Raw genomic sequence first — 15,148 nt, 5'->3', positions numbered from 1 at the left:
CGTTACAGCGTGCCAAACACCTTCTTCGCCAGACTGGTCGCCGCCGCTGCCGGGTTCTGGCGGATGGTTTCTTCCTGTTTGCCGATCATCTCGAACAAGCCGTTCAGCGCCTGCTCGGTGACGTAGTTTTCAACGTTGGCGTTCTTCGCATCCAGCACGCCCATGGTCGCCGCCTGACCGGCGAAGGTGTTGTACTGTTTGGCCAGGCCAACCTGGTCGGTGGCTTGCTTGACGATGGGCAGGAACCTGGCGCGGATCTGCTCGCGACTGGTTTTGTTCAGGTATTGAGTGGCGGAGTCGTTGCCGCCGCTGAGGATGCCCTTGGCATCTTCCACGCTCATCTGCTTCACCGCGTCCACGAGGATCGGCTGGGCCTGGGTCACGGCGGTTTCAGCCGCTTTGTTCATGCTGGCTTCCAGTTCGTCGACCTGATCGCCCATACCGAACTGCTTCATCTTGCTGGCGACCTTGCCGAGTTTGCCCGGCAGTCCGATTTTCACGTCCGGGTTGTTGCTGAAACCACCCGGTGTGCCGAGCTGTTTCACGGCCAGTTGCGCGCCTTGGGTCAGGGCATCCTTGAGGCCGCCGGTGGCGTCTTTTTGCGACAGGTCGCTGAACGAGAGCGCCAGTGCGCTGGCAGAGATCATCAAGCCTGCGCAGAGGCCGGCGAAGCGAAGGGTAGGGCGGAACATGGCAGCTTCCTTGTTCGGATTGAGGAGGAACGGATGTTGACAGCCGTTTCGCCGGTTTATTGTGGGCGCGAAGGTTATCAGGCTTTGCTGAAGGGTTTTAATACAACAGAGCCGGGAGAGACTTCGATTGCATTGCGGTATTCATTTTCAGTCGCCGTCAGGGTGTAGCGTTTACCGGGCACAACAGTGTCCGGATCGTACTCCAGATAAAACGCCTCTGCCATTTCTTCACTGATATGCACTTGAGTCAGTTGCACCGTCGCATTGTCGTGCTCATGGGCAACAATGGTCACCGCGTGTTCGGGTTCCACCGCTTGAGGTTCTTGCGCCTGGATGTAGAGGCGACCGATCGGACTCAGGTGCAGTGTTTGGCGGTGTGGCGTGCGGTGAACAATGATGAAGTGGTCCAGGTCGATCAGGAGTGGCACACCGTTGTGGGTCATGCTGACACTCACGCGGTATTTGACGCTGACGTCGGAAAAACTGTGTGCAAATGAAAAGTTCCAGCGGCCGCTGTACAGCATCGGTTTACGGGATTGCGCCACTTTGATGGGGGACTGAGTGTTTGCCGTATGAACGCTTATATAAGTCTCGGCCTCACCACTGGTGGGAGGCATAAAGTCGTCAGGCAAACTAAATATCAGGGTGATGTAGTGGGTGGGGTTATCTAATGAGTTCATCGCGATATCCATATCGTGGTGGGTTATTTGGAGTGATCTATTAATCCATAATCGGACAACTAAAAGAACGTCCCTGTTCTTATAGTTGTTGTCAGGAAGTTACTGTTGACCCAACTAAGCCTGATCCGCCGCATCTTCACTGCGGTGCAACGCAACCTGACGGATCGACAATCGAATCTCCGCCGGCAACACCCGTTTGGCCGCGCCTTCGGCCAGTTCGCCGAGCAATTCGTGATAGCTCAACTTGCCAGCTTCGTCGCGCTTGAGCACCTCCAGATCAAGCATCGTCTGGATGAAGTGACGGAACAGGCTCTTGTCGAAGAACTCGGGGGCGTTCAGGCCATGGAGGATCGAAAGGCGCTGGGCCATGACTGTGCACAGGTCTTCGAGTTCTTCGGCGCTGATGCTGTTCTGGCCGCTGTTGAGCAGCAGGGACACGGTCATATAGAAGCGCTGCAAGGTCTGGGCGATGCTCTTCGACAGCAAGGTCAGCAGCACGAAATGCCGTGAGCTTGGTGCGGGGCGCAGGTAGACATCGTTTTCGAAACGCAGCAGGCCTTGTTCAACGAACGCTTCCAGCCATTGGTCGATCACCGCGTCTAGTTCATCCATGGACCAGCGAATGAACAGTTCCGATTGCAGGTACGGATACAGTGCGCGGGTGTAACGCAGGATCTGCTCGCGGTTCATGCGCGACGCGCTCTGGAAGAAACTCGCGAGCAGTGCCGGCAACGCAAAAATGTGCAGCACGTTGTTGCGGTAGTAGGTCATCAGGACGGCGTTCTGCTCGTCCAGATACAGAATCTTGCCCAGGGCATCGCTCTGCTCGGACAGCAAGTCCATGTCCTTCACGTGTTCGATCAGTGCGCGACCATCGCCTTCCGGCAGTGTGGTGTGCGGCGAGTAGGGAACCTTGCGCAACAGTGCGAGGTACAGGTCCAGCACTCGCGCCATGGCGCGATCATCCAGCGCCAATCGGCTGGTGGACAGCAACGCCAGGGCCACCAGGTTCACGGGATTGATCGCTGCGGCTTCGTTCAGATGCTGCGCAACTTTCTCGCCCAAACGGTTGGTGGTTTCGTTGAGCCAGGCCGGTTTGAATTGCGGGCCGAGCTCCTGTTGGCGCCAGTCCGGCTGTTCGCTGTCGAGGAATTCCGCCAGTTTGATCGGCTCGCCGAAGTTCACCGCCACTTGGCCGAAGCGCTGCTTGAGCGCGCCGATGACTTTGAAAATATCGAAAATCGACTCTTTCTTCTTGGTCGCACCACGCAGTTCGCCGAGGTAGGTCCGGCCTTCCAATACGCGCTCGTAACCGATGTACACCGGCACAAACACGATGGGCATGCGCGACGAACGCAGGAAGCTGCGCAGGGTAATCGCCAGCATCCCGGTTTTCGGTTGCAGCATGCGCCCGGTTCGCGAACGGCCGCCCTCGACGAAGTACTCGACCGGGAAGCCTTTGGTAAACAAGGTGTGCAGGTATTCGTTGAACACCGAGGTGTACAGCGGGTTGCCTTTGAAAGTACGGCGCATGAAGAACGCACCGCCGCGACGCAGCAGGCCGCCGATCCCCGGCATGTTGAGGTTGATCCCGGCAGCGATGTGCGGCGGGGTCAGGCCATTGCGGAACAGCAGATAGGACAGCAGCAGGTAGTCGATGTGGCTGCGGTGGCAGGGTACGTAGATCACTTCGTAACCCGGGGCGACTTTTTGCACGCCTTCGATGTTGTTGACCTTGATGCCGTCGTAGATCTTGTTCCAGAACCAGCTCAGCACCACTTCCATGAAGCGGATTGCGGTGTAGGTGTAGTCCGAGGCGATTTCGTTGCCGTAACGCAAGGCCTGGGCCTTGGCTTTCTCCGGGGAGATGTTCTCGCGCTCGGCTTCATCGAGGATCGCTTGCTTGACCAGTGGCTGGTTGAGCAAACCTTTGACCAAATTGCGTCGGTGCGAAATGTCCGGGCCGATGACGGCGGCTTTGAGATTGCGGAAGTGCACCCGCAGGATCCGCTGGGCCATGCGCACGGTGCGCTCGTGGCCCTTGTTGTGATCGATCAGCTCGCGCAGGTGAATCGGCGCAGAGAATTGCACACGCGTCTTGCGCCCCAGCACGATGATGCTCAGCAAGCGGCGCAGGCGACCGGTGACGGCCCAACTGTCGGCGAAGAGCAATTTCCACGGGCTCGATTCGCTGTCCGGCGACTGACCCCAGAACACGCTGACCGGAATGATCTGCGCGTCTTCGGCGCCATTCTGGCTCAGGGCGCTGACCAGGCGGGTCAGGGTTGGCGGCGCGCCGCGTTTGTCCTGTCGACCGAGCCAGTCGGGCTCTGGCGTCAGGTAAAAGAACGCGGCGGGTTCCAGCAGGTTACCTACTGAAACCGGCAATACCGGGCGGGGCAGGCCAGCCTTGCTGCATTCGGTGTCGACCACGGCGAGGTCGGTCAGCGAAGGGTTTTGCAGGACGTAGAACACCGGACGACTGCGGTCGAGGTTGAGGGTGAACGACGACTGGTTGATCGTCTCCGAGCGAACCCAGAGGTACAACAGTCGACGCAGGGTGCCAAACACAAGACGGCGGAACGGGGAGCGGGTCATACGGCTTCTGCGTGAGTGAGTAAAACCGAGCGTTTGCTCGGGAGGGCGACAGTGTGCCGGATTCGTCGAAAATCGGCAAAAAAGCGCCTAAGTAAAGTTGAGTTGAGAGTTTCGCTGCCTGTCATATACTCGGCCGTCTGCCGTCGAAGCCCTTGCTGGGACGTCGCGCGCAGATTGACGTTCCTGAAGGCTTTCCTGCGAAAAGCCCGATCAATAATAAAAAGGGAGTATGAACAAATGGCAACACGCGAAACCGGCAACGTGAAGTGGTTCAACGACGCCAAGGGCTACGGCTTTATTCAACGCGAGGACGGGGTGGACGTGTTCGTGCACTACCGCGCGATTCGTGGCGAAGGGCACCGTTCGCTGGCTGAAGGTCAGCAGGTTGAATATGCCGTGGTGACCGGCGAGAAGGGTTTGCAGGCTGAGGATGTGGTGGGGCTGTAACTCGCACTCTTTGGATCACCAAAAAACACTGTGGGAGCGGGCTTCCCCGCGAAAGCGGTTTGTCAGTCACATCTATTCTGGATGTGCCGCCGCCTTCGCGGGCAAGCCCGCTCCCACAGGTTATGCGTGTCGTTGTTAAGCGGTTTTCCAGGTGATTTCTTCTTCACCATCAGCGCTGATGCGCATCCAGCGATCCGCTGTCTCTTCGCCTTCTTCCTCGACCCACGTCCCCGGCGCGCAACGTACTTCCACGTTCAGCGCGGCAAAGGCTGCGCGGGCGCAGGCGATGTCGTCTTCCCACGGGGTCTGGTCGCTGTCCAGAAACAGGCTGTTCCACTTGCCCACGGCTTTGGGCAGCCAGGTGACGGGCACGTTGCCGGCCTTGCACTTGTAGGTCTGGCCTTTCTGGACCCAGTCGGTGCACGGGCCTAAAGCCGCGCCGAGCCAGGCCGAAATGGCTTTGTGGTCAACGTCGGCGTCTTTCAGGTAAATCTCGATATCGGGTTGGCGCATGGATGTCCTCACTGCGGGTCTGAAAAATCCATTCGCGGATTTAGCCGGCCTCAAGCCGTTGCTCAAGACCAAAAATTATTGAAGTACGAAATAATCGTAGCGCATCGACACGGTGACCTCGAACGGCTCGACCTGCTCGATCACCGCTGTGCGGCGTTCGGCACTGGCGCGCCAACCGTGAGGGGTCATCGCCAACAGGTTGGCGCGATCCTGACCACTTTCCAGGGTCAGTTTGAATTCAAGGGTTTCGCTGTGTTGCAGCGCCATGCCTTCCGGCACCAGGGCCAGATGCTTGTCATCGGTGTACTCACGGACTTCGTCGTACAGCCGTTCGCGCAACTCCATCAGGTGACCGCTGGTCGGCCCGACTTTCATCAAACCGCCACCGGGGCTGAGCAGGCGTTTGGCTTCTTCCCAGTCCAGAGGGCTGAAGACGCTCGCCAGAAACTGGCAACTGCCCGAGGCCAATGGCACCCGTGCCATGCTGGCGATCAACCAGGTCAGCTGCGGGTTACGCTTGCACGCTCGTTTGACCGCTTCGCGAGAGATATCCAGCGCGTAACCGTCGGCGTTCGGTAAAGCCTCGGCGATTTGCGCGGTGTAGTAACCCTCGCCACAGCCGATGTCCAGCCAGCGCTGCGGTGCATAGCCGGCTGCCAGTTCCGCCAGGCGCTTGGCCACCGGCGCGTAATGGCCGGCGTTCAAGAAGTCGCGGCGGGCTTCAACCATGGCCAGGTTATCCCCAGGGTCGCGGCTGTTTTTATGCTGCACTGGCAACAGGTTCAGGTAACCCTGTCGCGCGCGGTCGAAACGATGCCCGGCGGGGCAGGCCACGCCGTTGTCCACCGCATTCAGCGGTTCACTGCATATCGGGCACGCGAGCATCAGGCGAGCAACTTGATCAGGGTCTGGTAGTAGATCTCGGTCAACACATCGAGGTCAGCTGCCAGTACGCGTTCGTTGACCTGGTGGATGGTCGCGTTGACCGGGCCCAGTTCAACCACTTGCGTGCCCATCGTCGCAATGAAACGACCGTCAGAGGTGCCGCCACTGGTGGAAGCCTTGGTTTCGCGACCGGTGATGTCCTTGATGCTCGACGCCACGGCATCCAGCAACGCACCCGGTTCGGTGAGGAACGGCAGGCCGGACAACGCCCAGTCGATGTGCCAGTCCAGGCCATGCTTGTCGAGAATGTCGGCCACGCGCTTTTGCAGGCCTTCGACGGTGGACTCGGTGGAGAAGCGGAAGTTGAACACCGCCACCAGATCACCCGGGATGACGTTGGTCGCGCCGGTGCCGGAATTGACGTTGGAGATCTGGAAGCTAGTCGGCGGGAAGAAATCGTTGCCGTGGTCCCAGTGCTCGGCGGCCAGTTCGGCCAGGGCAGGGGCGGCGAGGTGGATCGGGTTCTTCGCCAGGTGCGGATAGGCCACGTGACCTTGCACACCGCGCACGGTCAATTTGGCGCCGAGGGAACCGCGACGACCGTTCTTGACCACATCGCCCACCAGGGTGGTGCTCGACGGCTCGCCAACGATGCACCAGTCCAGACGTTCCTTGCGCGCCGCGAGGCGTTCAATCACTGCCTTGGTGCCGTGGTGCGCCGGGCCTTCTTCGTCACTGGTGATCAGGAATGCGACCTTGCCCTTGTGATCCGGGTAGTCGGCGACAAAACGCTCGGCGGCCACGGTCATCGAGGCCAGGCTGCCTTTCATGTCAGCTGCGCCACGGCCACAGAGCATGCCGTGTTCGTCGATCAGCGCGTTGAACGGGTCGATCTGCCAGGCGGTCACCGGGCCGGTCGGGACCACGTCGGTGTGACCGGCGAAGCACAGCACCGGGCCGTCGTGTTTGCCGTGGGTCGCCCAGAAGTTATCCACATCTTCGATGCGCATCGGTTCCAGCATGAAACCGGCATCGCCCAGGCGCTGCATCATCTGCTTCTGGCAATCGGCGTCGACCGGCGTCACGGACGGGCGGCGGATCAGGTCGATGGCGAGTTGAAGGGTCGGCGAAAGGTCGGCGTGGGCCGTCATGGAAAACTCCGGAAGCTAATTGTGTAGGAGCAAAGCTTGCTCGCGATGAACGATGATGAGGTCTTTCTGTTACACCGAGTCGCATCAATCGCGAGCAAGCTTTGCTCCTACAGGAATTGGTGCTGGGCGCGCAAAATGGCGGTTATCTTAAAGCAAAACGGCGACCATTGGCCGCCGTTTAGTGCATCTGTACAGTTTTAGACGGCTGGCGCCGGCTCAGGCTCGGCGGCCGGTTTGGGCAGCGAAGACAAGAACGCCATGATCAGCGCCGCCAGGTACGGCAGCGACTGCACCAGCAACATGGTCACCCAGAAGCGCATGTCGTTGCTCGGCAAGCCGTTCACCAGGAAGATCCCCAGTGCCGCGCCCCACAACAGCAGCATGATGAACACCTCTTCACGCGCCTCCGAAATCGCCACCCAGAAGCCGTGGTTGTCGGCGTTTTTCGGGGTGCGGAAGAACGGAATGCTGCTGGTGAAGAAGCCGTACAGCACCGCTTTGGCGATGGTGTGCGACAACGCCAGCCCGGCCAGAGCCGCGCAGAACGCATCTTTCAAGTTCACGCCGACGGCGCGGCGATACAGGAAGATGATCTTGCCGACCTTGAACACGAACAGCGCCAATGGCGGGATCGCGAAAATCAGCAACGGTGGATCGACCCGTTGCGGCACGATGATCATCGCCGCCGACCACAACAGGGCGCCCACGGTGAAGAAGATGTTCATGCCGTCCGCGACCCACGGCAACCAGCCCGCGAGGAAGTGGTAACGCTGGCCACGGGTCAGTTCGGTGTCCTTGCCGCGCAGCAGGCTGGCGGTGTGACGCTTGATGATCTGAATCGCCCCGTAGGCCCAGCGGAAACGCTGTTTCTTGAAGTCGATAAAGGTATCGGGCATCAGGCCTTTGCCGTAGCTGGTGTGGTAATACGCCGCCGACAGGCCTTTTTCGAAGACACGCAGACCCAACTCGGCGTCTTCACAGATGCACCAATCGGCCCAGCCGAGCTCTTCGAGCACCGAGCGCCGGGTCATGGTCATGGTGCCGTGCTGGATGATCGCGTCACGGTCGTTACGGGTGACCATGCCGATGTGGAAGAAGCCTTTGTATTCCGCGTAGCAAAGCTTCTTGAAGGTGCTTTCGTTCTGGTCGCGGTAATCCTGCGGCGACTGCACCACGGCGATTTTCGGATCGGCGAAGTGCGGCACCATGTGCTTGAGCCAGTTCGGGTCGACGCAGTAGTCCGAGTCGATCACCGCAATCACTTCGGCATCCTTGGCGGTGTGCGGGATCAGGTAATTCAGTGCACCACCCTTGAAGCCGGCCAGCGGTGCAACGTGGAAGAACTTGAAGCGCGGGCCGAGGGTTTCGCAATAATCGCGCACCGGTTCCCAGACCGCCGGGTCCTTGGTGTTGTTGTCGATGATCAGGACTTCGAAGTCCGGATAGTCGAGGTTGGCCAGGGCATTGAGGGTCTGTTTGACCATCTCCGGCGGCTCGTTGTAGCAAGGGACGTGGATCGAGACTTTTGGTCTGTAGTCCGAATCGCCCACCACCGGCAGGAATTCACGTCGGCGCTTGTGGGTCCAGACCGCTTCGGCCAGTTCATGCGCCTCGGTCAGCAGAACGATAAAGACCCCGAGCGCGCCGAGTGCCAGGAGGAAACCGACCGTCAGGCTGAACCAAGTGCTGTATTGCTGACTGTAGTCGTAACCGATCCAGACCAGAACCGAACCGCAAAGGAACGCGATAAAGGTCAGGAACGTGCGGCCACGTTGGCGCAGGGCCGAGCCGTCGATCATCAGCAAGGTCAAGGACAGCAAGGCCAGCACGGCCGAGCCGATTGCCAGCACGCGCCATTGCGGGATCGCGACCACGGGGCCTTCGAAGTTGAACTTCTGCTGGCGCGCGGCGTTGAACACGCCCCAATACGCGCCCACCGAACCTTCGTCGCTGGCCTTCCACGGCTGGTCAAACGCTTCGATCACGAAGTAGTTGAAACCCTGGCGATTGAGTTTGTTGACCAAGGTACGCAGGTAGATCGCCTGATCCGCCGGGCTGGCATCGGTGCCGCCACGCATGCGGCCGTTGCTCGGCCAGCCAACCTCCGAGAGCAGCAGCGGTTTTTTCGGGAACATCTTTTTCAGGTCGCGGGCGCGGTCGAGGACGAACTGGCCGGCCTTGTCCACCGGGATGAATTCCCAATAAGGCAGAACGTGGGCGGCGATCAGGTCGACGTGTTTGGCCAGTTCCGGGTGCTCTTCCCAGACGTGCCACTGTTCGGACGTGGTCACCGGCACTTTCACGGCGGCGCGGACGCGATCGAGGATCACGCTCAGTTCCGCAGCGGTAATTTCCTTACGGAAGATCGCCTCGTTGCCTACAACCACGCGAACCACGCTGCGGGAGGTGTTGGCGATTTCGATGGCGCGGGTGATCTCGCGCTCGTTGCGTTCCTGGTCCGGGCTGATCCAGATCCCCAGGGTCACGCGCAGGCCGAATTCTTCTGCGAGCTTGGGAATGTCTTCCAGGGTGCCGTCGACCGAGTAAGTACGGATGTTGTCCGTCAGCTTGCTCATGATCTCCAGGTCGCGACGCATTTGATCGTCGGTCGGGTACTGCTCTTTCTGTGGGTACTGGCCTTGCTGGAACGGCGAGTACGAGAAGCCGGAGATCTGTTCAGGCCAGTTGGGGGCGGTAACCGGGCGGTTGATTAGCGCCCAGAAGCCGGTAAACAAGGCTGCGATGGCGAGCACCACGACCAGGTTGAGTCCAAATTTGCGGGATGACATAGCTATTTCAGGTTCCAAAGACTGTGGAACGGAGGAACGGTTGGCGGTCGCCAAGGGGCGCGCATCCTACACCGGGCATTCTCTTTTCGTACAGCGGACAGGGAATTGCCGGACATTGGGCAATTTGCTTTCACATAAGTTCTTACACTTGTAGATTGAAATTCAGAACTTGGCGCAGCGAAGCCCTATAATGCGCGCCGGTTTTTGGGGTAATGGTCATGAGTGCAGAAGATCCGCGGTTTGCCGGCATCGCCCGTTTGTATGGCATCGAAGGCCTGGCGCGCCTGCGCGCGGCGCATGTGGCGATTGTCGGCGTCGGTGGCGTCGGTTCCTGGGCGGCGGAAGCTGTCGCCCGGTGTGGGGTGGGCGAGATTTCGCTGTTCGACCTGGACGACGTCTGCGTCAGCAACGTCAATCGCCAGTTGCACGCGCTGGACAGCACGGTCGGCAAACCCAAGGTTGAGGTGATGGCCGAGCGTCTGCGCGGAATCAACCCGGACTGCACGGTGCACGCCGTGGCGGATTTCGTCACCCGCGAGACCATGGCCGAGTACATCACGCCGAACATCGACTGCGTGATCGATTGCATCGACAGCGTTAACGCCAAGGCAGCGCTGATTGCCTGGTGCAAGCGCCGCAAGATCCAGATCATCACCACTGGCGGGGCAGGTGGGCAGATTGATCCGACGTTGATTCAGGTGTGCGATTTGAACCGTACGTTCAACGATCCGCTGGCGTCGAAAGTGCGTTCCACCTTGCGCCGCGATTATGGCTTCTCCCGCACCGTGACCCGTCATTACAGCGTGCCGTGTGTGTTCTCCACCGAGCAACTGCGCTACCCGAAACCGGATGGCAGCATTTGTCTGCAGAAGAGTTTTGTCGGTGATGGCGTGAAGCTGGACTGTGCCGGCGGGTTTGGCGCGGTGATGATGGTGACGGCGACGTTCGGCATGGTCGCGGCGACCAAGGCTGTGGATAAGATTGTGGCGGGGGTTCGGCGGCCTTCGGACCGCATCAAACCTACGGCGTAGTAACAACCGTAGGAGCAAAGCTTGCTCGCGATGCAGGCGACGCGGTCCTTCAGGTAGATCGCGTTGATGTCATCGCGAGCAAGCTTTGCTCCTACGGGAGTGAGGCCAACTCATTCATCCGCTGAAGCACGGCGTTGAGGCCATTACTGCGCGAAGGTGAAAGCTGCCGCGAAAGCCCGAGTTGATTGAACCAGTCCGGCAAATCCACCTGCCGTAAATCGGCCGCCGACAATCCGTTGACCCGCGCCAGCAGCAACGCCACCAACCCGCGAATCAACCGGGCATCGCTGCTCGCCGCGAACTGCCAGTGACCGTCATTCAGTGAACCCACCAGCCACACCTGGCTTTCACAGCCATGCACCCGGTTGGTATCCACCTTATCCACATCGCTCAGCGCCGGCAGGCGGTCGCCCCATTGCATCAACAGGCGCGCCCGTTGTTCCCAGCCGGCAGCGTTCTGGAACGTGTCCAGCGCCGTCACAGCCTCGGCAGGCAAGTTCATCGCAGCAACTCCAGCGCCTGATCCAGCGCTTCAAAGAACCGCTCCAGGTCTTCGGAATCGTTGTACAGCGCCAGCGACACCCGGATCGCCCCGGCCAACTCGAAGCTCTTGAGCAGCGGCATGGCGCAGTGATGACCCGCACGCACGGCAATCCCCTGTTCGGTCAGCAAATGCGCCAGATCCGAGTTATGCACACCCTCGACGACAAAACTGGCCAGCGCCAATTGCGGTTTGCCCAGCAGGCGAATGCCGTTTCGGGCTTCAAGTCCTTTTAGCAAATAGTCATGCAACGCCGTTTCGTGGGCGTTAACGGCGTCCTGATCGAGCCCGGCGAGGTAGTCCAGCGTCGCGCCCAGACCAATCACACTGGCAATCGGCGGCGTTCCCGCCTCGAAACCCAGTGGGGCAGGGCGAAAGCGTGCGCCATGGTAATCCGCGTCCAGCACCATTTCGCCGCCGAACTGCCAATGACGCAGATGCTTGAGCGCCTCGTTGCGCCCGAACAGCACGCCCAGGCCATCGGGGCCATAGAGCTTGTGGCTGGAAAACACATAGAAGTCGCAACCCAGTGCTTGCACGTCATGCCGACCATGCACCACGCCTTGAGCGCCATCGACCACGGTCAACGCGTCGTGTGCCTTGGCCATCGCCAATAGGGCGGGCAACGGCTGCCAGGCGCCGAGCACGTTCGACAACTGACTGACGGCCAGCAAACGGGTTTGCGGACCGATCAGGCGTGCGGCGGCCTCAAGGTCGATCAAACCGTCGGCATCCAGCGGCAGGATCACCAGTTTCAGCTCGCGGCGGTGTGCCAGTTGCTGCCATGGCAGCAGGTTGGCGTGATGCTCCAGAGCGCTGATGACCAGCTCATCGCCCGGTTGGAAAAGATGTTCCAGGCCGTACGCCAGGAGGTTCAGCGCTGACGTCGCGCCGTGGGTAAAAATAATCTGCCCGCAATCGCCGGCATTCAGCCATTGCGCGACTTTGCTGCGGCTGGCCTCGAACGCCTGGGTGGCATGGGCGCCGGGCAAGTGTTGCGCCCGATGCACGTTGGCCGCGCCGTTGGCGTAGTAATGCGTCAGGGCATCCAGCAGGGCTTGAGGTTTTTGCATGGTGGCGGCGTTGTCCAGATAGGTCTGGTCTTGCCGTTGCAAAGCGGCGATGGCCGGAAAATCGGCGCGCCAGGGAGAGGGGATCATCATGTTATTCGGCCCTGGTAAACATGGGCGGGTAGACGCCTGACCATGTAGGAGCAGAGCTTGCTCGCGAAGCTTTTTGGCGGCCTTAAGGGCCCCATCGCGAGCAAGCTCTGCTCCTACACAGGTGATCGTGACGAAGCTTAGTTGTGAGCGTGCAGCGCTTCGTTCAGTTCGATGGCCGATTTGTGGGTTTTGCATTCCACGGCGCCGGTCTCCGAATTGCGACGGAACAACAGGTCAGGTTGACCGGCCAGTTCACGCGCCTTGACGACTTTGACCAGCTTGTTGTTTTCGTCCAGCAGCGCCACTTTGGTGCCGGCGGTCACGTACAGGCCAGACTCCACGGTGTTGCGGTCGCCCAACGGGATACCGATACCGGCGTTCGCGCCGATCAGGCAGCCTTCGCCGACCTTGATCACGATGTTGCCGCCACCCGACAGGGTGCCCATGGTCGAGCAACCGCCGCCCAGGTCCGAACCCTTGCCGACGAATACGCCTGCCGAAACACGACCTTCGATCATGCCCGGGCCTTCGGTGCCGGCGTTGAAGTTGACGAAACCTTCGTGCATCACGGTGGTGCCTTCGCCCACGTAGGCGCCCAGGCGGATACGTGCCGCGTCAGCGATACGTACGCCGGCGGGTACCACGTAGTCGGTCATTTTCGGGAACTTGTCCACCGAGAACACTTCCAGCAGCTCGCCGCGCAGACGGGCTTCCAGTTGATGCTCGGCCAGCTCGGCCAGGTCGATCGCGCCCTGGCTGGTCCATGCCACGTTCGGCAGCAACGGGAACACACCGGCCAGGTTCAGGCCATGTGGCTTGACCAGGCGGTGGGACAGCAAGTGCAGCTTGAGGTAAGCCTCAGGCGTGGAAGTCAGTTGAACGTCTTCGGCCAGAATCGTCGCGACCAGCGGCTTGTGGCTCTCGGCCAGACGGGTCAGCAGTGCCGCCTGGGCAGCGTCGACGCCTTTGAGTGCCTCGGCCAGTTGCGAAGCCTGGGCGGTGCTGAACGCGATGGCCTGATTGCCTTCGGTGTAGCCAAGAACAGGCGCGATGGCGGCGATGACTTCAGCCGATGGATTCAGGACAGGGGCGGCGTAGAACACTTCCAGCCATGCGCCTTGACGGTTTTGGGTGCCGACACCGAAGGCCAGGCTGAACAGGGAATTGGACATGTGAATACCTCTAACAAAATTGAACGGGCTGGCTTACTTGAGCGCTGCCGCGTAGATATCTGGCTTGAAGCCAATCAGGGTTCGGTCACCGAGATCAAGCACCGGGCGCTTGATCATCGAGGGTTGTGCGAGCATCAGTTCGATGGCTTTCGACTGGTCGAGATCGGCTTTGCGTTCGTCGTCGAGCTTGCGAAAGGTCGTGCCTGCACGGTTCAACACCACTTCCCAACCGTGCTCATCGCACCATTGGGTCAGGTGTTCACGGTCGATGCCGACCGCTTTGTAATCATGGAAGTCATAGCTGGCAGCGTGTTCATCGAGCCAGGTGCGCGCCTTTTTCATGGTGTCGCAGGCTTTGATGCCGAAAAGGTGCAACGTTTTACTTGAAACGGTCAAGGAATTGCCCCCTTTGCAGGTGCTGGGAATCGAAGGTGACGGATTATGCCATGACCGGACGGTTTCGCGTCGGCTGTGGTCGGGTTTGTCCGTTCGTCATGACGATCAGGGGGGGTGTGCGTCATTGAAGTAACGGCCAGCCTGCAGTCTAAGCGGCTAATATGGCACTTCAATGCTGTCGATTGCATCGCCTCAGTCGTCATCACCCGATGGGCGATGACGTACTCAGGGAAGTATTAGGGGGGATTGGATTTAAGTGAGGCGAAACCGGGTCAGGTCAAATAACTTTCAACTAATCAACAGTGTCCGTCACTTGTTTATTCAGGGTAAGGATAAGCCTCGGCCATGAACGCCTTGTCCTTTTCACTGATTGCCAAGTTCAGGAATATTTTAAAGTCGCCGTGGGTCCAGGCCTGACGGATTTCGTAGTGCATGATCGACTTTGGATCATAGGGCGAATAGTTGACTTCGCTGGGGTCGAGCAAGTTGAAATAGCGATCATCAACGGTCTTTCGTCCAAAGTAATTTTCATCGGCGTCTTCAGGTACCCCGTGGTCTTGATAGACCGCAGGCTTGTTCCACGGAATATTCGATTCAGGGTGCAAGTGCTCGTGCTGGGCGCCCAATGCATGACCAAATTCGTGCATGACGTAGTGGGCGAAAAGCCGAGGCTGAAGCATCCAGTCCGATATCACCATGGTTGGGCCTTCTACTGTCAGCAGAGCGTCGGTACCGATGTTGGACCAGTAGGTTGCCGGTTCAGTGCGAATACGGATATCGCCGACTTCACCGTCGACGAAGTCGAATTTGAGGTTGATATAGGGCAGCCAGTTGCTGGCAGCCGCCTTGACGCCATCCTTGAACGCTTGATCGCCGTTCAGAAACGCAATGCGCAACGTGCGGCCGGGGGCCCAGAATTTTTTGTGGCTGCCGACGGCGCGCTTTTGCCGACCCGATGCCGAGGTGGGGCGATTGGCAGGGTTCTCGGAGACCGCGACGTCGTAAGAGGCTTGCATGTTGTCTGGCTGTTTGGCGACGCAATTATGTGCGTTGTTCATGTGAACATCCTTGTTGTCATTAAATTAATGTA

14 protein-coding genes are annotated in these 15,148 nt (G+C 59.6%); 2 read left to right on the top strand and 12 right to left on the bottom strand.

The features are described 5' to 3' along the window. Positions 1-2: 2 nt before the first annotated feature. The 3 genes from C7534_RS13130 to plsB form a co-directional block, all read right to left on the bottom strand. Entirely contained in the window at positions 3-692 is a 690-nt protein-coding gene (locus tag C7534_RS13130) for a DUF4197 domain-containing protein (protein ID WP_109786019.1), read from the bottom strand. 77 nt (positions 693-769) lie between these two features. Next, a complete protein-coding gene (locus C7534_RS13125) occupies positions 770-1,372 on the bottom strand; it encodes a hypothetical protein (protein ID WP_109786018.1) in 603 nt (200 codons plus the stop codon). A gap of 114 nt (positions 1,373-1,486) precedes the next feature. Then, positions 1,487-3,970: a glycerol-3-phosphate 1-O-acyltransferase PlsB gene (plsB, locus tag C7534_RS13120; RefSeq protein WP_046029161.1), complete on the bottom strand. Its 2,484-nt coding sequence runs from the start codon at positions 3,968-3,970 to the stop codon at positions 1,487-1,489. Positions 3,971-4,207: 237 nt separating this feature from the next. Between plsB and C7534_RS13115 the strand changes: the two genes are divergently transcribed. Then, entirely contained in the window at positions 4,208-4,417 is a 210-nt protein-coding gene (locus C7534_RS13115; RefSeq protein WP_010462862.1) for a cold-shock protein, read from the top strand. A gap of 135 nt (positions 4,418-4,552) precedes the next feature. On the opposite strand, the gene C7534_RS13105 is transcribed toward C7534_RS13115, so the two are convergent. The 4 genes from C7534_RS13105 to C7534_RS13090 form a co-directional block, all read right to left on the bottom strand. Further along, positions 4,553-4,930, bottom strand: coding sequence for a hypothetical protein (locus C7534_RS13105; protein WP_046029164.1), 378 nt, complete (start codon positions 4,928-4,930; stop codon positions 4,553-4,555). Positions 4,931-5,005: 75 nt separating this feature from the next. Then, positions 5,006-5,815: a putative RNA methyltransferase gene (locus C7534_RS13100; RefSeq protein ID WP_046029165.1), complete on the bottom strand. Its 810-nt coding sequence runs from the start codon at positions 5,813-5,815 to the stop codon at positions 5,006-5,008. Further along, on the bottom strand, positions 5,815-6,966 hold the full coding sequence (dapE, locus tag C7534_RS13095; protein WP_077430794.1) for a succinyl-diaminopimelate desuccinylase: 1,152 nt from the start codon (positions 6,964-6,966) through the stop codon (positions 5,815-5,817). Before dapE ends, C7534_RS13100 begins: the two co-directional genes overlap by 1 nt. A gap of 197 nt (positions 6,967-7,163) precedes the next feature. Next, a complete protein-coding gene (locus C7534_RS13090; protein WP_059181551.1) occupies positions 7,164-9,755 on the bottom strand; it encodes a glycosyltransferase in 2,592 nt (863 codons plus the stop codon). Between the two features lie 212 nt (positions 9,756-9,967). Between C7534_RS13090 and tcdA the strand changes: the two genes are divergently transcribed. Next, complete coding sequence (gene tcdA / locus C7534_RS13085) at positions 9,968-10,786, top strand: tRNA cyclic N6-threonylcarbamoyladenosine(37) synthase TcdA (RefSeq protein ID WP_109786017.1); 819 nt, start codon at positions 9,968-9,970, stop codon at positions 10,784-10,786. Positions 10,787-10,877: 91 nt separating this feature from the next. Here the strand turns inward: tcdA and C7534_RS13080 are convergent, their stop codons facing one another. The 5 genes from C7534_RS13080 to C7534_RS13060 all read right to left on the bottom strand — a co-directional run bounded on the left by C7534_RS13080 (position 10,878) and on the right by C7534_RS13060 (position 15,116). Then, positions 10,878-11,288: a SufE family protein gene (locus tag C7534_RS13080; protein WP_109786016.1), complete on the bottom strand. Its 411-nt coding sequence runs from the start codon at positions 11,286-11,288 to the stop codon at positions 10,878-10,880. Then, entirely contained in the window at positions 11,285-12,490 is a 1,206-nt protein-coding gene (locus tag C7534_RS13075; protein WP_109786015.1) for an aminotransferase class V-fold PLP-dependent enzyme, read from the bottom strand. Before C7534_RS13075 ends, C7534_RS13080 begins: the two co-directional genes overlap by 4 nt. Before the next feature lie 137 nt (positions 12,491-12,627). Next, positions 12,628-13,662 carry a 2,3,4,5-tetrahydropyridine-2,6-dicarboxylate N-succinyltransferase gene (dapD, locus tag C7534_RS13070; RefSeq protein WP_109786014.1) on the bottom strand — a complete coding sequence of 345 codons (1,035 nt, stop codon included), beginning with the start codon at positions 13,660-13,662 and terminating at the stop codon, positions 12,628-12,630. 33 nt (positions 13,663-13,695) lie between these two features. Then, positions 13,696-14,058 (bottom strand): ArsC family reductase, encoded by a 363-nt coding sequence (locus C7534_RS13065; protein WP_046029180.1) that lies wholly within the window; start codon positions 14,056-14,058, stop codon positions 13,696-13,698. A 317-nt stretch (positions 14,059-14,375) separates the two neighbouring features. After that, the gene (locus C7534_RS13060; protein ID WP_109786012.1) at positions 14,376-15,116 is read right to left on the bottom strand and encodes a hypothetical protein; all 741 of its coding nucleotides are present in this window, start codon (positions 15,114-15,116) and stop codon (positions 14,376-14,378) included. Positions 15,117-15,148 lie beyond the last annotated feature (32 nt).

It is taken from the genome of Pseudomonas sp. OV226 (assembly GCF_003148705.1).
Classification (GTDB): Bacteria; Pseudomonadota; Gammaproteobacteria; order Pseudomonadales; family Pseudomonadaceae; genus Aquipseudomonas.
This window is presented reverse-complemented; position numbering and strand designations above follow the sequence as displayed.